This window comes from Cupriavidus sp. TMH.W2 (assembly GCF_050847365.1).
Classification (GTDB): Bacteria; Pseudomonadota; Gammaproteobacteria; order Burkholderiales; family Burkholderiaceae; genus Cupriavidus.
In genome coordinates, this window is record NZ_CP193793.1 from 1,584,550 (window position 1) to 1,605,925 (window position 21,376).

Genomic DNA, 21,376 nt, shown 5'->3' on the forward strand with positions numbered 1-21,376 from the left:
GAACGCGACCGTTCAGCACGCCGCACGGCAACCCATGACACCAGTTACCGTGCGGCGGCCGCACAGGCGCAGCCTTTCAGGCATGAGAGCCGTCGGTGAACGGATCGCGGGGGTCCGTGACCTTCTCGCCGTCCGTGAAGACATCGAATTTGCCTGTCTTTGCGCCGTCCGTGAACGGATCGCGAGGCCCGGCAACGTGGGTACTGCAGTCGGCGCAGGTACTGTCGGCGCGACCGGCGAAGGCATGGGATTGGGCGGCGAAGGATGCCAGCGCAACAGCAGCCAGCGGAATCAGGATTTTCATGTCAATCTCCAGATGCGGTAAGTCCAGGGACCGAGGCACAGAGCGTGTCGCTACGGGGCTGTGCCTTGGTGCTGCACGACGCTTGGTCCAGCGCGCCATGCACCTGTAAGACGCTGGCTGCGCGCGGATTATTCCTGCTCGTTTTGCGTGGCCCGGAGCGCTTGCACAAAGGCATGCAGGTGCGCGGGCTCCGCATCGGTGATGGCCCAGAAGTTCATGCCGTCCTGGTACCAGCGGGCAACTGCGTATCCGTCGATGGAATAGCTTGCCGACACCGAGGCACCGTTCGTTGCCGGCAGGACGTACAGATCGATCGGATGCTTCTGGTAGTGGTAGATCAGCACGCCAACCGGGCGGCGGTCGATATAGTCAACCCGGCCGCCTGCCAGCGGAAAGCCCTGCGCCGCGAGGTCGGTGACCGGCGGCGCATAGCCGAGCCGGCCGTTGAACCACGGTTTGACTGTGTGCTGGTCGGTCGATACCACATCGATCGGGTGCTGCGACAACAGCGCGCGCGCGTGGCTCGATACAATGGCCTGGCCCAGTGCCTCGGTCTGCGGCGGCCGCACCAGGACAAGCGCGCCGAACACCAGCGCCGACGCCGCCACCCCGGCAAGACCGCCGCCTGCCCACGCCAGCCCGCCGCCAGAGAAACGCGCCGGCCAGGTGAAGCGGGCCCTGCGGGGCTGCGGTTGGCGCGGCAGTGCGGCCAGCACGCGCGCAGACAGATGCGCCGGCGCGCGGTGATAGAGCGATCCGTCGTGCAGCATGCTGTGCAGCGAGTTTTCCATCGCATCATCATTCATGATTCGCTCCAGTCGAATGACCGCGCACCGGGCGCAGCGCGATGCCGCCATTGCCACCGTTGCCGCCGTGCGCCCGCGCCTGCTCGGCGCGCACCGCCGCGCAGAGCAGCTGACGCGCGCGCGCCAGGCGCGACATCACGGTGCCGATCGGAATGTCGGCAACCAGGGCAATATCCCGATAGCTCATATCTTCGAGCTCGCGCAGGACCAGCGCTTCGCGAAACACGACCGGCAACCTTTCCAGTGCGCGGTGGATCAGTTCCACCTCATCGTGGCGCACGGCCAGCGTTTCGGGATTGCTGCCAATATCGTCGATCCAGCCCGGCAATCGCTCGTCGCCATGCAGCGTTTCGTCGTACGGCGTGCCATCGGCGGCATCGCTCCGCCTGCGCCATTCGGTGAACCATGTGTTCCTGACGATGGCCAGCAGCCACGCGCGCGCATTGTCGCCGTGAAAGCCTTCAAAGAACCTGAACGCACGCAAGTAGGCGTCCTGCACGATATCGTCCGCATCGCTCGCGCTGCCGCTCAGCCAGCGCGCCAGGTTATAGGCCGCGTCCAGATGCGGCAACGCCACTTCCGCGAAGCGGCTCGACTTGTCGGTTGCGATCACGGTGCTCTCCTGTCCCTGGCCCTTGTAGAACCGCCTGACACCGCGATATATTCCCGGCGCCGCGACTTATTTCGGAGGCCGCTCCGGGAATGGAGCCGTGGCGCCAGGCGATATACAGGACGGCGGGGCGCAACGCTAGCCCATGGCGCACGAGGCCCTAATCTTACTGTGTCATAAGAGTAGCCATTTGTTCGGTCTCCGGCAGCAAGGACACATGGCGAGTCTGCCGATCAATAGGATGCTGAGTTGATGGCGGATCGTGGTGAATGAATCAGCCACGTGTCGCTGGGTGCGCTGGGCTGCCCCGTGGGATGTAACGGCGGGATCAAGGAAAGCGTACGCTGGATTGAAGGATATGAACGCGTTGCGGAGCAGGCCGTGCTGTTGCCCTGGACACGGCTGGTGTATGTGACGGACCGCGAGGGTGATATTGCCGAGTTGATGGCGCGCGCCCAGGAACTTGGCCAATCGGCCGACTGGCTGATCCGCAGCCAACACAACCGCAACCTTGCTGAGGGCGGCAAGTTGTGGGCTGGCGTCGACGCCAGCCCGGTACTCGGGGAAATCACCTTTATCTTGCCAGGGCGTGCAGGCCAGAAGGCGCGCGAGGTCAACCAGGAACTACGCGCAAAACGTATGAGGCTGCCCGGTCTGGATGGCCCGAAACTCGGGGCGCATACGTGCTCGCAAAGAAGACCCGCCCGAAGACACCGGTCACACTAAATCAGATGATTCGGTTGGTTGCTTCCCTGGGTGGGTTTCTTGGGCGCAAGAGCGATGGCGAGCCCGGCGCCAAGACGATCTGGATCGGCATGCAGCGAACCATGGACGCCGCGCTCACCATTCAAGCACTGCGGGAAGAGTCATGACTTGTGCATAAGGGAATGCCTGCTGATATGACTTCCCGTGTCAATCGAGATTGTTTGGCTCAGGGTTTCATAGTTCCATGCTGTTCCCAATTTCCTGAGGGCGGCGTAGCAGTAAGTCTCGACGGTGGATCACGCTGATATCCGCGGGTTGGTTACCGCATTACAGAGGTCCGCTCAATGAGCCTGCCGCTAACTAAGGCCGCAAGTCGGATGGAATCCGTTGCCTAGCAGGGACGCGGGTTGCTCGTGTGCCGGGCTACGCCGCCTTCAGGAAACTGGCCTCCCAGTAGTTTGTCGGATAGGTTGATTTGTACCCCCCGGTGCCTGGTTACATTGTCCGCGCCTCGTTTGGTACTGAGAGGGACATCGCAAGGCGGCTGATGTCCCAGATGAAGCCGCTCAGTTCGCGGGCCACCGCAACCACCGCAATGTTCGGGTTCTTGCCGCGAGCGGCCAGCCTCCGATAGCGCCGGCAAAGTCGAACCTGGGCGTCCCAGGATCGGTCAACGATGGCCTTTGGAATACCTTCGTGCCGGCGCTGGATCTGAGGGCTCACGCGTGCCGGGTGTCGGTAACTCCAGGCCGCCTCGACCAGTAGCTTTCTTGCATAGCTATTGCCGTTCTTGGTGATGCTGCCCTGGCGCCGTTTCTCGCCCGACGAGTGTTCGGCGGGCGTTACACCAAGCCAGGCCATCAGTTGGCGCGGATGCGCGAAGCGCGAGAGATCGCCCAACTCGGCGAGCATGCCCACCGCCGTGGTGAAGTCGATGCCGCGCATGGTCTGCAAGCCCAGTACAGCCGGATAGAAGCGCCAGTTGACCATTGCCTCGCGCAGGGCCGCTTCGAGACGGCTGCATTGCGCAATCCGGTCCTCGATGGTCCGTCGATATTCCTCAAAGGCAAGTTGCTGCCACACGCTGTCGAACGCATATTGGCTCAACCAACGCTGGTGTGCCGGGCCCCAGTCGGCTTTGCCGGTGTAGCGAACCCCGTGCGAGAGCAGAAAGGCCTTCAGTCGCTGCCGTGCACGCTTCAGATCGTTCTTGGCGCTGACCCACGCGCGCGACAGATCCCGGAAGGCTTCATCCTCCACGCTGGGCACGTACACCGCCGACAGGTCGCCGGCCCGTAGCGATCGCACAAGCTTGACCGCATCGCGTCGGTCGGTCTTGACACGCTCACCGGGCTTCTTCGGGATCAGTGACGGTGCGCATACCATGCACTCGACCCCTTTTCCTGCAAGCTGCCGGTAAAGGCCATATCCGCAGGGGCCGGCCTCGTAGACGATCCGGATGTGGCGCGCTTTGGACTGCAGGCGCTTGCACAGGCGATCGATATCGGCCTGCGACGTACCGATCTTACCAAGCAGTTCCACTTCGCCCATGCCGAGTGCATAGGCGACCGTGATCGAGTCCTTATGGACGTCCAGACCGACATACAAAGTGCTATCGTGTTCCATGCTGGCCTCCGCGCTGGAAATCGCCGGGTGTGGCACTGTCCACACCGTGCGGCTCTGGCAGTCATGCTAACCCGCGTTTGATTCCTCGCGGCGGGCCAGCCCTCTTGCCCCAGGGGAGTCATACTGACTAAGGCGGACGCCGCCGCACCTTAACACTGCTTGGCTATGGGTATAACGGTTGCTATAAAGTTCATACCAATTCATATAAAAGAAGATGAGCCGACCTTGTCCTCGGCGTGCTGCCTCCGTCCCATCCCGCCCCTGCCGGCCCCTCTCGCTGGCCCTGACCGCATGCGCCCTTGCTGCGCAGGGCACGGCGTTGGCCGGTGGGTTGCAACAGCCCACTGCCGACCTGCCCGCCGTTACGGTCCAGGCTTCAATTCCAGATGGAGCAGATGGCGCAGCTGCTGCCCCCGCCACCGCGGCCAACCAGGGCTACGTCACCCGCGAACAGCTTGAGAACCGCCCCCTGCTGAGACCCGGCGAACTGCTGGAGACTGTGCCTGGCCTGATCGTCACGCAGCACAGCGGCGACGGGAAGGCCAACCAATACTTCCTGCGCGGCTTCAACCTGGACCACGGCACGGACCTGTCGACCACCGTAGCCGGCATGCCCATCAATATGCGCTCGCACGCTCATGGGCAAGGCTATACCGACCTCAACTTCGTGATCCCGGAACTGGTCAACGGTATCGCCTACAAAAAGGGCACCTATTTTGCTGAGGAAGGCGACTTCTCCGCAGCGGGCGCCGTCAGGATGGATTACGTGTCCAGCTTACCCAATGGGATCGCGCAGCTTGAATTGGGACAGCACGACTACCGCCGCGCCGTGCTGGCGAGCTCGCATCAGGTCGGGCCAGGTACCGTGTTGTACGGCCTCGAATGGATGGGAGAAAATGGCCCATGGGTATTGCCGGAAGGCGTCCGCAAGCTCAATGGTGTGCTGCGCTATACGCTGCCGCTCGGCGGAGGCGAACGGGTGGGAATGACCGTCATGGGATACCGCAATAGTTGGGACTCGACCGATCAGGTACCGCAACGCGCGATCAACGCGGGAGGGATCTCACGCTTTGGCTATATCGATCCGACCGACGGTGGCTATGCTTCCCGATACAGCCTCTCGGCGGATTGGCTGCGGCGGGTGCAATCCGGCGTGTTCCAGGCCAACGCCTATTTCATCAAGAGTCGACTGCAGTTGTTCTCAAATTTTACCTATGCACTGAATAACCCCGAGCGCGGCGACCAGTTCCAACAGTTCGAAAGCCGCGTTACAGCCGGCGTCAATGCCTCGCGCAGGTGGTTCGGCAAGCTGGGGCAGCATGACTCGGAGGCCGAGATTGGCGCGCAAGTACGCTTTGACCGCCTGGACCCCATCACGCTGGCCAATTCCGAAGCGCGCCAAATCTACGAGACCGTGCGGACCGATAAGGTCAATGAGACGAGCGCCGCGCTGTACCTGCGCAACACCACCGAATGGCTGCCCTGGCTGCGCACCGTCACGGGGCTGCGGGCCGACCAGTTTTGGTACGGTGTATCCAGTGACAATCCGGCCAATTCCGGCAACGGCACCGACCACATCGTCAGCCCAAAATTCAGCGTCGTGATGTCGCCGGCCGACAAGACCGAGGTCTTCGTGAATTGGGGACGTGGCTATCACAGCAACGATGTGCGCGGAGCTACCACAACGGTCGACCCATCCACCGGTGCACCATCGCATAAAGTCAGTGTGCTGGTCCCAGCGACAGGGTATGAGATCGGCGTGCGTACTGCTCGCCTAGTGCCCGGGCTACAGTTGTCCGCGTCACTATGGCAACTCGATATCGGCTCCGAGCTGGTGTTCTCTGGCGACAGTGGCACCACTGAGCCGAGCCGCCCGAGTCGGCGCACGGGCATCGAGCTAGCGGGATACTATGCGCCGCCGGATGGTCCACTGGCGGACCTAATCCTCGATGCCGACGCCGCGTTCTCCCGGGCGCGCTTCCGCGACCACGAAAAAATCGGCGACTACATCCCTGGATCGATCCAGACCACGGCCTCGATGGGCGCGTCACTCAACCGTGGCCGCTGGTCAGTTGGCGCCCGAGCGCGTTACTTCGGCCCGCGCCCGCTGCTCGAAGACAACAGTGTGCGCTCGGCCTCATCATTCCTGGTCAACCTGAAGGTAGGCTACCGGGTACTGAAAGACGTCAGGGTCTTTGTGGAAGTGCTGAACGTGCTGGGCAAGCGTGTCAACGACATCGACTACTACTACGCATCGCTGCTGAAGGGCGAGACCTCACCAGTCGACGGCAATGGCGTCGCAACCGGCATCAACGACCATCACATCCATCCCGGAGAGCCCCGGACCTTCAGGATGGGCGTACTGTGGAATTTCTAGCCCCTTCGGTAGCCGCGTTGGCCTGCTGATTCAATCACGAAGCTTGCCTCGGATAACCGCATGTGGACAACAATCAACGGACAGTTCCTCTGCGGAGGTCTGATAGCTTGAATCGGGCCTTGCGTACAAGCGCGCGTTGACAGTAACACCGCAATTAGCACCCGCGTAGATATCGGTTTCGGTTCGAGCCCGGTCCGCCGATTGGCTGCAACCGGCAACCGCCGCGAACACCCTTGCTTGTCGCGGCGGACCTCATCACCATTCAACAGGGATTGGCTCCCGCTTCGCCGCAGTCAATATGGCGGCGATTTCTCCCATCGTGCGGTGTCGGCAGGTAGGGAAAGACGGTGTAGATGCCGTTTGCGGTCACGTTGCTGCCCTGGGCGCCGATGTTGAAGTTGACCCCATCACCCAGCAACAGGTTGCCCGTCGGCACGCCCAGCAGCCGACCGGCAACGACGCGCAGCGCGATATCGGTCACGTCGTCGTTCGGGCGTCGCCCATTGGGCCAGCCGGCATTGTCCCCGGCAAGCACGGAGAGGCGACGCTGTTGCGCAGGTGGCGTCGGAGCGACGGCCAGATTGAGCCGGAGCAGTTCCGAGCAGTCGCTGGAGCCGCACGTGCCGGTCTGAGGATGAGACGGGTATTTGAGAAGCACGTTGACCAGATCGGTCCGGTTATTGGTCGGAATCGTCAAGCCGAAGCGAAGGTTGATTGCCGTCGCCAGCCTGGAGTTGAGATAGAAGTCCAGGAATTGCGCTTCGTCTGCCGGATCCGTCCTGTTCCATCTGTCTTTCGTATCGGTGCCGATGATCAGTTCGTTGACGAGCGGATTACCCATGCGGGACACCTGCACCCAACGTCCCTCGTCATTATCGTCATCCCCCGTCGAGCGGCCCCTTCGGCGCGCTGTCGATGCATACGCGCCGATCACGGCATTGGGGTTCGATGTCACCGTGCTGATCGGCACTTCAATCGCAATGGTGCTGATGTTGAAGCCGGAAAATGTGTCATTGCCAAACGGATTCACGTAATCGTTCGCATCTTCCGCCGCTGTCAATACCGGTGGCGTGCGCCGAAGATTCAGCGTGTCGAAGGTTGCACCCAAGTCGATATAGAAGGTCTCATCGCGCTGGCCGGCGAACACCTTGCCGCCGTTCGCCAGCGAGTAGATGCCCTGGGCCGCCAGCGCCTGGTAATTTGGCATCGTTAGCGGGCCCACGTTGGACGGCACCGCGAACATCGTTTGCGAGCCCAGGTTCGTGCGCCTGCCATGACGCACTTGGGTCACGGTGTAGGTCTGGCGCAGGATCAGGCCGTCCGCCCCCGGACCATCGAGCGCGGTGATCGGCGGCAGCGCCGCGTAGGACAGTGGCAACTGCAGGCTCGCCAGGCCGCCGCGCAATTCGGTCTTAAAGCGGATTTCGTAGACGAGGTCATCGGCCCTGCCATCGCTATTTGTGTCGACATTGATGCGATAGAGCACGTCATCGCCGAAGTTGAAATAATTCGGTCCGGCGCCAGGCTCCTGCCCGGGAATCACGTTCAGAATAAAAACCACATTGTCCGGGTTCGTCCAGCTCCGGAACATGTAGAAATCGGTGTTGTCGGCGCTCGGGTCGTTGGCGATCAGCGGCGCCTCGCGGTGACTGGCCGCGAGCGCTCCACCGCCCCCGAGCACTGCAGCGCAAAGCGTGATGCCGCCGATGATGCGGGAAAGAGCTGTCATGGTGTTCTCCTCCAGGTTATAAACGTGAGGCCAACGCGCTCCACAGGGCGACGTTGAAGGCACGCTCGATTAGCCAGACCATGGCGACGGTCGCCGTCACCACAGAGCCGCCGGCAAACATCACGCGCCGGTATGCCCAGGTCGCTCGCAGACCGAACGCCAGGGGCAGGAAAACCAATACGATGGCGAGTTGCCCCGCTTCGACGCCGAGATTGAATCCCGCGAGCGACAGCGCAAGCGAGCCGGTCGGCAAGCCCAGGTCATACAGCGCGCCCGCGAAGCCGAATCCGTGCAGCAGCCCGAAGCCGAACGCCGCTAGCCAGCGTCCGCTCGCTACCAGCGGAAACAGGTTATTGAGCGCCGCCAGCACCACCGACAAGGCGATGCCGGATTCGACCAGCCGCGACGGCAGCACGACGATCGACAGTGCCGCGAGTGTCAGGGTTGCCGAATGCGCCACCGTAAACGCGGTCACCACCTTGGTCACCTCGACGAATGCACCGCGAAACGATGCGCCGGGCCGCCACGTATGGCGGTCACGAATCAGCACAGCGGGCAGCAGCAGGGAGAGCAGAAACAGGATGTGATCGAAGCCGGTCCAGATGTGCCATACGCCTTCGTTCAGATAGGTCGCGAACTGCCGCAAGCGCCCGCCGCTATCGTCGCCAACGATGCGCTGAGGCGCGTCGGCGCTGAATACGACGCTGCGGCTCTGGCCATTCTCGACGAAGTTGAGAAGCCCCCGATGTTGTGGATCGAGGCCCTCGAACAACCGGTAATCGAGCGCAAGCGTCGGACCGGCACGCGGACATTGGCCGGTGAACGTCAGCACCGCGTAGGTGCCATCGGTGTGTGAGTCGATCAGTTGACCATTTGGTTCGAGTGCGCAGAGTTTGCCGGCGGAGGATACCTGGAGGTGTGCGAGCGCGTACGCCGCGATATCGCGCTCCCGCGCGCGTACTTCACCCCAAGTAATGTCACCGTCTCCGTTCTCATCGAGCCCAAGCGCATTGTCGAGATCGCGTAATGCAATATCCCATTGGCCACGCAGCGCTTGCCCGTTGCGCTCCAGCGTAAGATAGGCATCACTTGCCTTATGCGCAAATGCCGGCATCCCTAGCAACGCGAGCGCAAAAACGAGGACGACACGTCTCATGGCCGCACCTGCATCAGCGCGGCGATCGCAACATCTTCCAGATGCGTGGCGTCAACCCAGTCGGAGGCGAGCTTCAGGGCACTGGCATTCCCGGCCGCGCGCGCCGCTTCGATCAGAATCCGCAGGTCTGACGGTTCGCGCTGGACCGCCCAGTTGTCGCGAGCGAGCATGAGCGCCGCCGGGGCGTCATGTTCCACTGCGAGCCGGAAACGCGCCTCCTCGCGGCGATGCATGCTGTCGCCCCGACGGCGGGCGGCGTCGAAGCGTGCCGCGAGCTCTTGCCGGTGCGCGGAGAACGACTCGCGCGCATCCGGAAGCCGCTGCTCGGCCAGCACCAAACGAAGCAGCAGCGCATCGTTTCTTGTAGCGTTTCGCAATAGCGGCAGCAACTCGCGCGGACGAGCGCGGTCCAGCAGAAAATCGGCGTATGCCCCCCGCAGATAAGCGTCCTCGGGGTCGAGTGCGAGCGCGTCCTGGAAATGTCGCTCGGCTGCAGTGAAGTCGCCGCGGCGAGCGGCAATTTCCGCGGCGAGCGTCAACGCCCACTCGCGCACGTCCGGATTGCCATCGCCCTGCGCAAGCAGCTGCACTAGCGCGCCGTATGCGCCGGCCGCGTTGCCGGAAAGGCTGGCCGGTGTGGCCTCGCACCCGGCCACGACGACGGGCGCTACGTGTCCATTCAATTGCTGGCAATCGCGCCGAGCGTCCGCATACCGCCCGCGCACGCCGAGCACCGTGGCGCGGGTCAGCCGCGCCTGCGCGAGGGCTGGCTCCGCGGCCAGTAACCGATCCAGATCAGCAAGCGAACCTTCAAAATCATGCTGGCTTTGCTTGAGTGTCGCGCGAAGCAACAATGCGACCGGCGGCACGTCGGCTGCGCTCCACCAAGGCGCCAGCGCTGCCTGCGCTTGGCCAAAGAAACGCGGATCGCCAAGCCGGCGCCCGGCCGCGATGGCTCGGCGCGCGACGGGAACCGCGATGTTGAGATTGCGCGGGCTCATCATCAACGCCACGCGCATGCGCTTGAGTTGCGCAAGCGACGGATCGCCTTTTTCCGGGAGGCGCTCGAGCACCACGCCATCGCTTTCCGGCATGTATGGTTTGGCCAAACTCTCGCCCGAGAGCAGGACCAGCGCCGCAACCATCAGCGTGAGTCGCCAAGCCGACATCGACCTTCCCCGTCTGCATCCAGCTATACGCCAAAGCGAACCGCTCCGAATGCAGTCGGCAATGGGTCGTATTGGACCGGCCGTCTTGCTTTCGGGAGGAGGCTTGGCGGCATGCCGCAACCGAGCCTGTCGGATTCAAAGGATCGACACAGCTTGCAGCCACTCGCGCGTAGCCATCCAAGGGCGTCGAGATTGGGCACGCCCGAGGAGCGGATTGCACACGCCTTGCGCACAGCGCATGGTAGATACTATAAGTGAGGTTCGTCTATGTTCAAGCTATCCGACAGCATTGTCTGGCCGTTCAACGTTGTTTCGCAATTGGCAACTGTGGGCTGGGGAACAGTGTAGCCGCGGTGAAGACAAGATGCGCCAGCCCCGCGCCGACCCCAAGTCCCTCGTCGTCGCCAATTCGAGCACGATAGCGGCAATACGGGCAATCGCGGCAAGGCAAGCGAATAGCAGTGATCGCTCACATCAGCAACGCCATGCCGACCATCGCAACGTTCATTGCCACGATGACGGCTACGATCACACTCGCCAATACCACGACACCGCGCGGATTGGCGTAGGCACCCATCACATCGCGACGGCTGGTGAAGCGGATGAGCAGCACCACGGCAAAAGGCAACTGCAGGCTCAGCACCACCTGGCTGAGCAGGAGCAGTTGGGCAATGCCACGCCCTGGTCGGTTGCCGCCGAGAAGCTGCAGCGAGCCAGCCCGCACTGGATGCGGCATACGCACGCGACCCATGCGCTCGCACGCGGCGCGGAATTGACGACGGTCCGGGACAATCTGCGGCACGCGTCCATCTCGACGACCTCAATCTACCTGCACGGCGACGAGGTGAAACGCATTCCCTTATGCACAAGTCATGACTCTTCCCGCAGTGCTTGAATGGTGAGCGCGGCGTCCATGGTTCGCTGCATGCCGATCCAGATCGTCTTGGCGCCGGGCTCGCCATCGCTCTTGCGCCCAAGAAACCCACCCAGGGAAGCAACCAACCGAATCATCTGATTTAGTGTGACCGGTGTCTTCGGGCGGGTCTTCTTTGCGAGCACGTATGCGCCCCGAGTTTCGTCGGCGTCGAAGAATAAGGACGCATCCAGATCCGGGCAGGTTCTGCCCAAGCGCATCAGGCGGGCAATGCGCCATGCCACCACCATATACAACGCCAAGGCCCGCTCCACACGATCCATGTGCGATAGCTGTAGCGCTTCGACTTTGCAGTCGGTCTTCAGGACATGGAAGAACATCTCCACTTCCCATCGGGCTCGGTACCAGTCGACGAGCTCGATGACAGCATCGGCGTCCTGCGCTTCTCGGTTCGTCAACAGCCGCCAAACCACTGGCTTGACGCCTGCGGGCGCTCCGATCTCCCTGGCCTCTACACAGGTGAGCGCAGGGCCATCCAGACCGGGCAGCCTCATACGTTTTGCGCGTAGTTCCTGGTTGACCTCGCGCGCCTTCTGGCCTGCACGCCCTGGCAAGATAAAGGTGATTTCCCCGAGTACCGGGCTGGCGTCGACGCCATCCCACAACTTGCCGCCCTCAGCAAGGTTGCGGTTGTGTTGGCTGCGGATCAGCCAGTCGGCCGATTGGCCAAGTTCCTGGGCGCGCGCCATCAACTCGGCAATATCACCCTCGCGGTCCGTCACATACACCAGCCGTGTCCGGGGCAACAGCACGGCTTGCTCCGCAACGCGTTCATATCCTTCAATCCAGCGTACGCTTTCCTTGATCCCGCCGCGGTTGCCATCGGCGTCCTTGGGTTCCCGAGCCCACATCCAGGCATCGATCGCCCCCAGCGGTTCACGCTCAGGCGTCACCGCGTAGGTCGGATGCAAGAACATGCCCCGCTGGGCTTCGTAGCTCAGCGGCCCCAGCCCCTCCATTTCCTGGCCATTGAAGTTCAGCTCGGTCATATCAGCGATGCACAGCACCACCGGGAACTGCGCGACTCTTTCCGCCGTGCGCTCCCAATGCGGCTGCATCACGTCCCGCCAATCGATCTGCTCATTGCCGAGAAACCGATACGCCCCAATGGTCTGCGACCAGTCATCGCACGCACCGGGAATGCTCGCCGTAGGCAGGGCCGCAAACCGCTTGAGCAATTCCTTGGCGCGCCGATCCCGCCGCGGATCACCAAGATCCAGACTCTCAAATTCCTCGTCCACCATGCCCCCGACTCGTTGCTCATTGCTGCGCGAAAATTCAAGAGCAAACGCGAGTCTGGCGAAGTTAACAACCGCTTACCTAGAAATTTCGCAGCCTCAGGCTACATGCTCCGCTGCCGAAACGGTCCTGCTTGTGTATAAGGGAATGCGTTCAACGGCATCCATGAACGCGCTTTACTCGTTCAGGCTTGTAGCGTCATCTGCTCCATCCCTGCTGAGCTGAGGTTCCAGCGACTCTCTGGTCTTCCAGATCTTCTTGCGATTAATGAGGAGCGGCACCGCACCGATCGCAATACCACCGATGCCGACAACGTTAGTGATCATGTCAAACGTTGGGATACTGTAAATCGCAATAAAGAACAGAAAGATGCCGCTCAATGCCGGCCATGCCACGTGGGAAATCGCGCCCCACACCGTGCTTCGGAGCATTGCCCGGTAGTACCACGCGCAAGCCAGCGCAGTGAGGCCAAGGTAGAAACAGATCTGAAAGCCGATCGCGGCGATCGAATCCTGCAAGATAACGTTGATGGTAGGGAGATAAGAGGAAACAAAGAGCAAGGCGAGGCCAGTGACCCATATAAAGAGGATGGCAACGTGCGGCGTCCGCCATCTTTGGTGAAGCTTTGAGTAACGCGGATGAATTGCTCCGTCGCGTGCCTTGGCGAAGAGCGTTCGCGTAAACTGGAGCATCTGGGTTTCAACGGTGCCAACCGTGCTCAGCAGCACCGCAATGATCGCGACATACCCCCAGGTTGCCCCGAAAAGCTTCTCTGCGATCGCAAAGATTATATTGGTGTTGTAGTGCTTGATCTCTTCGCCGGAGAGTCCGAGCAGCGTGATCACGATAAAAATCGTAAAGAAAGTAATCAGGAAGATCATCGTCCAGAATGCGCCCCTGCCCGGTATTCGATGTGGATCCTTCGTTTCCTCACTCAGGTTCATGGTCACATCCCATCCGTAGTAAAAAAATATCGCCACCAGCGCTCCGTTGGCAAAAAATCTTGGTGAAAAATCAAACGGGGAGAACCAGTTCCACGAGAACACATGCTCAGGCGCGCGCGGGAAAACGATGAAACCGGCTACGAGGATCGTCAGGAGGATAAGCCCTTCGATGCTCGTCATGACCACCTGGGCAAAGCTGGTCAGCTTGATGCCCTTCAGCACGATTGCGCTGACCGCGGTCAGCCACAGTGCCGCAATGATTGTCACGTACTGCACGTTGTTCATCAGTTCCGGCCTGAAGATGAGCAGGGTCGCGTTTGCAGCCGGGATCATCGCCGACACCATGAAGATGCAGCAAAGGACAAGAAGCGCCCATCCGGCGAAGAAGCCCAGCGTTCTGCCAAAAATAGTGCTCACCCACGCATAGGAAGTTCCCGCGTTTGCAATGGCTTTATTCAGGTTGATGAACGCAAACGCTATGCCGAGCATGATCAGCCCGCACACCACAATACTTGCCGGCGAGAACATCCCGGATGTCGCAACGACCGTGGACGCAGCGATCTCGATGCTGTAGGCGGGCGCGGTGCCCGCGATGCCCATGATGAGGGACTCACCGAAGCCGAGCGAATCGGCTTGCAGACCCCCTTGCGCTTTCGCATCCATGACAGGCTCGCTCCAATCGGCGACGGCAATCGCCATGCGATCGCTGTCGAGTTGGTTACGGCGCGTAGGGCCTGTTGAATGCGGAGGGCCGTGGTGTTGCAGGCTTGCCGGCCAGTACCTACATGTTAGGTCAGTCTGCACGGCGGCAAAGGTCCCGGAGGGACGGGATCGCGAGGCGGCAAGCTGGCAGCAGAGGCAATGTGGGTTAGTGAGCACAAGCGCGTTGTACCGAACGGCCCGGCACGCTGCAACGCCTGCCGCTCACCGATACGGGCCTCGGCTCGAAGCCTTATTGATTTCGTGAATATGCGATATCCACCGGATTCTATTGGCCAATTTCCTCGCGTCGACCATCATTCACCCCATACCAAAGCCCCACGGAGACAAGCATGGAAGACTCCTGCGCCCAGGACGGCCAGGTCTGGGCCGACGACAGCATCAGCCGCATCCCGTTCCGCGTCTATACGGACCAGCAGTTGTACAAGCGTGAACTCGAGCGCTGCTTCTATCGCGGTCATTGGAACTACGTCGGCCTGGAAGCTGAAATCCCGAATCCGGGCGATTTCAAGCGCACCACGCTGGGCGGGCGGTCGGTGATCATGGTGCGCGACCAGGAAGGCCAGATCAACGTCGTGGAGAACGTGTGCGCGCACCGCGGCATGCAGTTCTGCCGGGAGCGCAGCGGCAATCGCAAGGATTTCCATTGCCCATACCACCAGTGGAACTATGACCTCAAGGGCAACCTGCAAGGGGTGCCGTTCCGCCGTGGGGTCAAGCAGGACGGCAAGGTCAACGGCGGCATGCCCGCCGACTTCAAGCCCCAGGACCATGGCCTGACCCAGCTGAACGTGGCAACCCGCGGCGGGGTCGTGTTTGCCTCGTTCGACCATGCGGTGCAGCCGCTGGAAGACTACCTCGGGCCGGACATCCTCGGCTACTTCGACCGGCTGTTCAACGGCCGCAAGCTCAAGGTCCTTGGCTATAACAAGCAGCGTATTCCGGGCAACTGGAAGCTGATGCAAGAAAACATCAAGGACCCCTACCACCCCGGCCTGCTGCACACGTGGTTTGTCACCTTCGGCCTCTGGCGGGCGGACAACAAGTCGCGCCTGGTGATGGATGCGCAGTTCCGGCACGCAGCCATGGTGTCGACCCGTGGCCAGGGCGGCAAGGCTGAAGTCACCTCCGGCGTCTCCAGCTTCAAGGACCAGATGGCGCTGCACGATGACCGCATTCTCGACATCGTCCACGAACCCTGGTGGGGGGAGCCGACTGCCGTGATGATGACGGTGTTCCCGAGCGTGATCTTCCAGCAGCAGGTCAACTCGGTTTCCACCCGTCATATCCAGCCCAACGGGACCGACTCCTTCGACTTTGTCTGGACGCATTTCGGCTTCGAGGACGACACCGAAGAGATGACCCGCCGCCGCTTGCGCCAGGCCAACCTTTTCGGCCCCGCCGGCTTCGTGTCGGCCGACGATGGCGAAGTCATCGAGTGCTCGCAGGAAGGATTCGCCCAGAAGCCCTGGCATCGCGTGATCGCGGAACTTGGCGGCAAGTCCGCCGAGAACACCGAGCACATGGTCACCGAGACGCTGATCCGGGGCATGTATGCCTACTGGCGCAAGGTGATGGAGGTCTGACGCCATGAATTTCGCTGACTATCACGCCCTGCTCTCCCTGTATGCCGATTACACCTCCGTCGTGGACAGCGGCGACTGGGACCGCTGGCCCGAATTCTTTACCGACGACTGCGTCTACCGGGTCCAGCCGCGCGAGAACCACGAGCGCGGACTGCCGCTGGCAACGCTGTCGCTCGAGAGCAAGGGGATGCTGAAGGACCGCATCTACGGCATCCGCGAGACGCTGTTCCATGACCCCTATTACCAGCGCCATATCGTCGGCACGCCGCTGATCCGCTCCGCGGACGACGACAAGATCGTGGCGGAGGCGAACTACGCGGTGTTGCGGACCAAGCCTGATCAGATGACCGACGTGTTCAACGTCGGCCGCTACCTCGACACCGTGGTGCGGACGCCCGGGGGCTTGCGCTTTGCCTCGCGCGTCTGCGTCTTCGACAGCGAGATGATCCCGAATTCCCTTATCTATCCCATCTAGCCGGAGACGCACCATGAACGAAACCTGGATCGAGGCCGCGCCCCTGGCCAGCGTGCCGCAGGATGACGTGGTCGCCATCGAGGTGCAAGGCAAGGATATTGCCCTGTACAGCGTCGAAGGCGAAGTCTATGCCACCGACAATCTCTGTACCCATGGCCACGCCCGGCTCTGCGACGGATTCCTCGACGGTCACGAAATCGAGTGCCCGCTCCACCAGGGCAAGTTCGACGTCCGCAGCGGTGCCGCGGTTTGCGCCCCGGTAACCGAAGGCATCCGAACCTATCCGGTTCGGATCGACGGGGACAAGGTTTTCCTTGACCTGCGCTAGCCAGACAGCGGAGCGACGCATGAATTCCGAGCAACCCGCGGGCGCGGCCGCCGCGGCAAAGGCAGAAACGATCGTCATCATCGGCGCCGGCCAGGCGGGTGGCTGGGGCGCCCAAACGCTGCGCAAGGAAGGCTTCACCGGCCGACTCGTGCTGATCGGCGACGAGTCCCACCCGCCGCATGAACGCCCGCCGCTGTCAAAGGCAGTCCTGGCCGGCGAGGCCGCTCCCGAAAGCCTGGCGCTGCTCAAGCCCGACGCCTTCGACGCGCTGGCCCTGGCGTGGCGCCGCGCGACCCATGTGACCCGGATCAACCGGCCAGCGAAGTGCATCGAAACCGCCAACGGTGAGTCGATTGCCTACGACAAGCTGATTCTCTGCACCGGCGGCAAGGCCCGTCACCTTGCCGTCCCCGGGGCCGACTCGGCACCGGTCTACACCTTGCGCAGGATCGAGGACGCCCTGGCACTGGCTCCCGCGCTTGTGCCGGGACGTGCCATCGTCGTCATCGGCGGCGGATGGATCGGCCTGGAAGTCGCCGCAACGGCACGCAAGAAAGGCGCCGAAGTGACCGTGGTCGAAGCCCAGGGCCGCTTGTGCGGGCGCACGGTGCCGGTCCAGGTCTCCGAACACCTGCTGGCGCTGCACCAGTCGCATGGTACCCGCGTGCTGCTTGGCGCCGCCGTGGAGAAAATTTGCCGCAGCGCCGACGGCCGGTCCGTTGTCGGGCTCACTGATGGCAGCGAGCTGCCGTGCGACGCCATCGTCGTCGGCGTGGGCCTGGTTCCGAACGACTACCTCGCGCGGGATTCCGGGCTGGCGTGCGACGGCGGCGTGATTGTCGACGCGCGCTGCCAGACGTCCGACCCCGACATCTTCGCGGCCGGAGATGTCGCGGTGACACCGAACCCCTGGGCCGGCCGCCGGCTGCGGCTCGAGTCCTGGCAGAACGCCCAGGAGCAAGGCATTGCCGCCGCACGCTCGGCGCTGGGCCTGGCGGTCAGCTATCAGCCGTTGCCGTGGTTCTGGTCGGATCAGTACGACATGAATCTACAGATCTACGGCATGCCTTCCCTCACTCATCGCGTCGTCGCCAGAGGGAATCCGGGCGCGGACAGCTTCGTGCTGTTCTACCTCGACGGCAACGTCGTCAAGGCCGCCATCGGGCACAACGCCGCACGCGACCTGCGCTTTGCGCGCCGCCTGATTGAACAGAACAAGCCGGTCGATGCGGACCAGCTGGCCGATGCGGGAGTGCCAATGTCCGAGCTCTAGCCGGCCAGCGACCCATAACTATCCGGAGACAACACCATGCATCGGATCGACATCCACAAGCTGGGCTCGGCATCGGCGCAACACGCAGAAAGCGCCTGACGCCGCGCGAACCTATTCCGAGAACAGATCGAACACCTGAGTGCGCAGCCACTGGTTGGCCGGATCGCGATGGTAGCGGGAATGCCAGAACAGGTTGATCTGGATCTCCGGCAGGTCTACCGGATGCTCGACGTACTTGAGGCCAAAGTACTGGGCGCTGCGTTCGGCGAACTTCAGCGTGACCGTGGCAATCAGGTCGGTACTGGCAACGATGTCAGCAAGCGCGACAAAATGCGGAACGCGCAGGCGGATACGGCGTTGCACGCCCTGCCTGGCGAGAATTTCGTCGGCCCGCGCATGGCCCGTACCCGCGGCCGTGACGACAACGTGGTCGGCTTCCAGGAAGTCGCGCAAGCGGATGGTGCGCTTGTCCAGCGCGTGCCCTGGCCGGAACATGCAAACGTAGCGCTGACGGAACAGCCGGCGCTGAAAGAACTCCGAGGTCAGCTCGGGCAAGTGTCCTACCGCCAGGTCCACCTTACCCTGACTCATCTCCTCGGCCAGGTTCAGTGCTGTATTGCGAACCGTCGCAACGGAGACGCCAGGCGCAAGCTCGCGCAACGCCCCCATCAGCCTGGGGATGAAATGGATTTCGCCGATATCGGTCATCGCCAGGCGGAAGTCCCGGTCGCTATGCCGGGGATCGAAAGACACCTTGCGATTGAGCGCGTTTTGCAGGGCTTCCAGGGCGTAAGACACCGGCTCGGCCAGCTCTTGTGCCAGGGGCGTCGGCAACATGCCTTTCGCGCTCCGGACAAACAAGTCATCGTCAAAGATGCGACGCAGCCTGGCAAGCGCGTTGCTCACAGCGGGCTGGCTCAGGCCCAGGGCCTTGGCAGCGCCAGAGACGGTGCGCAATCGCAGCAAATGGTCGAACACCACCAGCAGGTTCAGGTCAACGTTATGCAACTCCATGCCTGGCTCCAGCGCCAATTATTATTGGCAGTATGAATGGGAAGTTCGATGGATATTCTATTTATTTATCCCATTCGCCGCAGCTTGCCGGAGGCCATGGCGCTGAAATCAGCAGGCGTGATCGTGTGTCGTCATATTGAGGCGGTGGTGCCTGTGGTCAGGCGCCGAACAAGTTCCTCCCCCTCAACCGCAGCAGCGGAATCCGACGAAGAGGTCGCTGCGGTGCGGCAGGTAGAAGTTCCGGTAGCGAGGATGCTGCATGCGGGCATGGGTGGCGAACGATCCGCCGCGAACCGAGCGATGGGTGTGAAACCAGGGGGCGGAATATTCCTGGTAGGGGTCGGGCGAGAACCCTGCATAGGGCACGAAAGGATCAGCCGTCCATTCCCACACGGCCCTGCCCCAGCGGATCAGGCCATGCGTTGCCGCATACTCCCATTCGGCTTCCGTGGGCAGGCGCTTGCCAGCCCAGCGGCAATAGGCTTCCGCCTCGTAGGCATTGATATGACACACCGGCTGTTCGGGCGGCAGCGGCACCCACTGCCCGAACCAGCGCAACGCCCATTGCCCCGGGGTGCCGCCGGCTGTCCGGCGCCAGCGCGCCGGATGCGCCAGCCCGCTCTGTTGCAGCCATGCGCGTCCGTCGCCGGACCACCATTGACGGTTGCGGTAGCCGCCGGCGGCCACGAATTCCGCAAATGCGGCATTGCTGACGCAGGTGCGATCGATGCGGAAAGGGGCGATGTGGACCGGGTAGGACCACTTCTCGTTGTCGAAGACGAACCCGTCGCCCCCGCTGGGCGACCCCATCAGGAACGTGTCGCCGCCTGCGGCCGCCGACCCGGCGCCTGGCGCCATGGAAGGCATGCCGGGCGGGGCATGCAGCGGATAATCGAGCGTCTGGCGCATATAGGTCAGCGCCTCCGCATGCATGTCTTCGTGGAACAAGGCGAGCCGGAAAAAATAGAGCGCCGCGTCGGTATCGTCCGCTGTGGCGAGCCTGGCGCGAACATGGTCCAGCACGGCGGCTGCATAGTCTCGAATCTCGGGGAGCCGGGGCAGCGCAAGATGCCATCGATCCCGGTGGGCGACGCGCATGGAATCGAAGTGGCGGTCGGCGTCCGGCAGCATGGACGGGAGGCTGGCCACCCAGCGGCCGTCCTGACCGGCACGCGGCTCCCGCAGCACCCATTGCTCCGTGAACCACGCGATATGGGCATACTCCCACAAGGGCGGATTGATTCCCGCATCATAAGGAACCTGCCATTGGGACGGCGATAGCTCCTGAAGCAGGCCCCACGTGCGCCGGTGCGCATCGGCAAACGCCGCATCCAGCCCGAACTTGTTTATCCTTCTTGCTGCCGCCCCCTCAGAACCTATCGTCATGCGTCCTCCCAAGGCCACCGTCGCGATTATCAGCCCGGCGCTGCGCAAAGCCAACAATGGCAACTGGCAAACCGCCAATCGCTGGTCCCGGTTCCTGCAGGGGGACTACGACGTCACACTGGCCGCAGAATGGCCGACGGCCAGCCAGGGCGGCGCCCTGCCCGACTGCCTGATCGCCCTGCACGCCCGGCGCTCGGCCGAGTCCATCGCCAGGTTCGCCGAGGCTGGCCCGGATCGTCCGCTGATCGTCGTGCTGACCGGCACCGATCTGTACCGCGACATCCGCACCGATGCAGCGGCCCGGCGCTCGCTCGAACTCGCCACCCGCCTGGTGGTGCTGCAGGACGAAGGGCTCGCCGAACTGGCGGCAGCGCATCGCAGCAAATGCCGGGTGATCTACCAATCCGCCCCGGCATGCGCACCCGCGGCGCCCGGCCAGGACCACTTCGACGTCGTGCTGGTCGGCCACATGCGGGCGGAAAAAGACCCGCTGACGCCCATGCGCGCCCTCTCGCTGCTGCCCGACGATTCGCGCGTGCGCCTGATCCACATCGGTGGCGCGCTGGATGACACCTATCAGCAGGCGGCCCTGGCGCTGGAAGCACGAGCCTGGCCCGGCATACCGCGCTATGTCTGGCTCAGAAACCTGCCCCATGACGAAACCCGGCAGCATATCCGGCAAGCACAGGCCATGGTGCTCTCCAGCGCCATGGAAGGCGGCGCCAACGTGATCATCGAGGCCGTCGCCAGCGGCGTGCCGGTGCTGGCCAGCCGCATCCCGGGCAACGTCGGCATGCTGGGCCGGGACTACGAAGGCTATTTTCCGTTGGGTGACCCCGCGCACCTGGCGCTGGTGCTGGAACGCGCCAGCCGCGATGCCGGGTTCCTGAACCGCCTGCGGCAGCAATGCGCACTTCGGGCACCGCTGTTTGCGCCGGCGCGGGAACGCGCGGAAGTGGGTAAACTTGTCGCCGACGCCCTGAAACCAGAATAAC

Annotated in this window: 18 protein-coding genes and 2 pseudogenes; 8 read left to right on the top strand and 12 right to left on the bottom strand. The window is 62.7% G+C overall.

The features are described 5' to 3' along the window. Positions 1–76: 76 nt before the first annotated feature. The 3 genes from ACREYQ_RS24760 to ACREYQ_RS24770 all read right to left on the bottom strand — a co-directional run bounded on the left by ACREYQ_RS24760 (position 77) and on the right by ACREYQ_RS24770 (position 1,723). Positions 77–304: a hypothetical protein gene (locus ACREYQ_RS24760; protein ID WP_432260633.1), complete on the bottom strand. Its 228-nt coding sequence runs from the start codon at positions 302–304 to the stop codon at positions 77–79. A gap of 128 nt (positions 305–432) precedes the next feature. Beyond that, the gene (locus ACREYQ_RS24765; protein WP_432260634.1) at positions 433–1,110 is read right to left on the bottom strand and encodes an anti-sigma factor family protein; all 678 of its coding nucleotides are present in this window, start codon (positions 1,108–1,110) and stop codon (positions 433–435) included. Next, the gene (locus ACREYQ_RS24770) at positions 1,103–1,723 is read right to left on the bottom strand and encodes an RNA polymerase sigma factor (RefSeq protein WP_432260635.1); all 621 of its coding nucleotides are present in this window, start codon (positions 1,721–1,723) and stop codon (positions 1,103–1,105) included. The genes ACREYQ_RS24765 and ACREYQ_RS24770 overlap by 8 nt, the downstream gene beginning before the upstream one ends. Positions 1,724–2,047: 324 nt before the next feature. Here ACREYQ_RS24770 and ACREYQ_RS24775 point away from each other — a divergent pair. Continuing rightward, positions 2,048–2,592: pseudogene (locus tag ACREYQ_RS24775) on the top strand (IS4 family transposase); the annotation flags it as partial. A 328-nt stretch (positions 2,593–2,920) separates the two neighbouring features. On the opposite strand, the gene ACREYQ_RS24780 reads toward ACREYQ_RS24775, so the two are convergent. Next, complete coding sequence (locus ACREYQ_RS24780) at positions 2,921–4,051, bottom strand: IS110 family transposase (protein WP_432257736.1); 1,131 nt, start codon at positions 4,049–4,051, stop codon at positions 2,921–2,923. Between the two features lie 214 nt (positions 4,052–4,265). On the opposite strand from ACREYQ_RS24780, the gene ACREYQ_RS24785 reads away from it, so the two are divergent. After that, complete coding sequence (locus ACREYQ_RS24785) at positions 4,266–6,428, top strand: TonB-dependent receptor (RefSeq protein WP_432260636.1); 2,163 nt, start codon at positions 4,266–4,268, stop codon at positions 6,426–6,428. Between the two features lie 262 nt (positions 6,429–6,690). Here the strand turns inward: ACREYQ_RS24785 and ACREYQ_RS24790 are convergent, their stop codons facing one another. The 4 genes from ACREYQ_RS24790 to ACREYQ_RS24805 form a co-directional block, all read right to left on the bottom strand. Continuing rightward, positions 6,691–8,157: a DUF4331 domain-containing protein gene (locus ACREYQ_RS24790; protein ID WP_432260637.1), complete on the bottom strand. Its 1,467-nt coding sequence runs from the start codon at positions 8,155–8,157 to the stop codon at positions 6,691–6,693. A 16-nt stretch (positions 8,158–8,173) separates the two neighbouring features. Continuing rightward, complete coding sequence (locus ACREYQ_RS24795; protein ID WP_432260638.1) at positions 8,174–9,313, bottom strand: HupE/UreJ family protein; 1,140 nt, start codon at positions 9,311–9,313, stop codon at positions 8,174–8,176. Beyond that, positions 9,310–10,482, bottom strand: a complete 1,173-nt coding sequence (locus ACREYQ_RS24800) for a tetratricopeptide repeat protein (protein WP_432260639.1) — start codon at positions 10,480–10,482, stop codon at positions 9,310–9,312. Before ACREYQ_RS24800 ends, ACREYQ_RS24795 begins: the two co-directional genes overlap by 4 nt. A 469-nt stretch (positions 10,483–10,951) precedes the next feature. Further along, entirely contained in the window at positions 10,952–11,233 is a 282-nt protein-coding gene (locus ACREYQ_RS24805) for a divalent metal cation transporter (protein ID WP_432260640.1), read from the bottom strand. Here ACREYQ_RS24805 and ACREYQ_RS24810 point away from each other — a divergent pair. Beyond that, a pseudogene (locus ACREYQ_RS24810) lies at positions 11,171–11,377 on the top strand (tyrosine-type recombinase/integrase); the annotation flags it as partial. The gene ACREYQ_RS24805 and the pseudogene ACREYQ_RS24810 overlap by 63 nt on opposite strands. On the opposite strand, the gene ACREYQ_RS24815 reads toward ACREYQ_RS24810, so the two are convergent. After that, the gene (locus tag ACREYQ_RS24815; protein ID WP_432260641.1) at positions 11,353–12,660 is read right to left on the bottom strand and encodes an IS4 family transposase; all 1,308 of its coding nucleotides are present in this window, start codon (positions 12,658–12,660) and stop codon (positions 11,353–11,355) included. The pseudogene ACREYQ_RS24810 and the gene ACREYQ_RS24815 overlap by 25 nt on opposite strands. 171 nt (positions 12,661–12,831) lie before the next feature. After that, the gene (locus tag ACREYQ_RS24820; protein ID WP_432260642.1) at positions 12,832–14,298 is read right to left on the bottom strand and encodes an APC family permease; all 1,467 of its coding nucleotides are present in this window, start codon (positions 14,296–14,298) and stop codon (positions 12,832–12,834) included. 353 nt (positions 14,299–14,651) lie between these two features. Here ACREYQ_RS24820 and ACREYQ_RS24825 point away from each other — a divergent pair, with 353 nt between their 5' ends. The 4 genes from ACREYQ_RS24825 to ACREYQ_RS24840 are packed head-to-tail and all read left to right on the top strand — an operon-like array spanning position 14,652 to position 17,981. Then, complete coding sequence (locus ACREYQ_RS24825; protein WP_432260643.1) at positions 14,652–15,905, top strand: aromatic ring-hydroxylating dioxygenase subunit alpha; 1,254 nt, start codon at positions 14,652–14,654, stop codon at positions 15,903–15,905. A 4-nt stretch (positions 15,906–15,909) separates the two neighbouring features. Continuing rightward, positions 15,910–16,380, top strand: coding sequence for an aromatic-ring-hydroxylating dioxygenase subunit beta (locus ACREYQ_RS24830; protein ID WP_432260644.1), 471 nt, complete (start codon positions 15,910–15,912; stop codon positions 16,378–16,380). Positions 16,381–16,393: 13 nt separating this feature from the next. Continuing rightward, a complete protein-coding gene (locus tag ACREYQ_RS24835; protein WP_432260645.1) occupies positions 16,394–16,708 on the top strand; it encodes a non-heme iron oxygenase ferredoxin subunit in 315 nt (104 codons plus the stop codon). Positions 16,709–16,727: 19 nt separating this feature from the next. Next, on the top strand, positions 16,728–17,981 hold the full coding sequence (locus tag ACREYQ_RS24840) for an NAD(P)/FAD-dependent oxidoreductase (protein ID WP_432260646.1): 1,254 nt from the start codon (positions 16,728–16,730) through the stop codon (positions 17,979–17,981). A gap of 111 nt (positions 17,982–18,092) precedes the next feature. On the opposite strand, the gene ACREYQ_RS24845 is transcribed toward ACREYQ_RS24840, so the two are convergent. Beyond that, on the bottom strand, positions 18,093–18,995 hold the full coding sequence (locus ACREYQ_RS24845) for a LysR family transcriptional regulator (protein WP_432260647.1): 903 nt from the start codon (positions 18,993–18,995) through the stop codon (positions 18,093–18,095). A 183-nt stretch (positions 18,996–19,178) separates the two neighbouring features. Further along, positions 19,179–20,381 carry a selenoneine synthase SenA gene (gene senA / locus ACREYQ_RS24850; protein WP_432260648.1) on the bottom strand — a complete coding sequence of 401 codons (1,203 nt, stop codon included), beginning with the start codon at positions 20,379–20,381 and terminating at the stop codon, positions 19,179–19,181. Between senA and senB the strand changes: the two genes are divergently transcribed. Then, the gene (gene senB / locus ACREYQ_RS24855) at positions 20,380–21,375 is read left to right on the top strand and encodes a selenoneine biosynthesis selenosugar synthase SenB (RefSeq protein ID WP_432260649.1); all 996 of its coding nucleotides are present in this window, start codon (positions 20,380–20,382) and stop codon (positions 21,373–21,375) included. The two genes, senA and senB, sit on opposite strands and share 2 nt — an antisense overlap. Position 21,376: the final 1 nt, after the last annotated feature.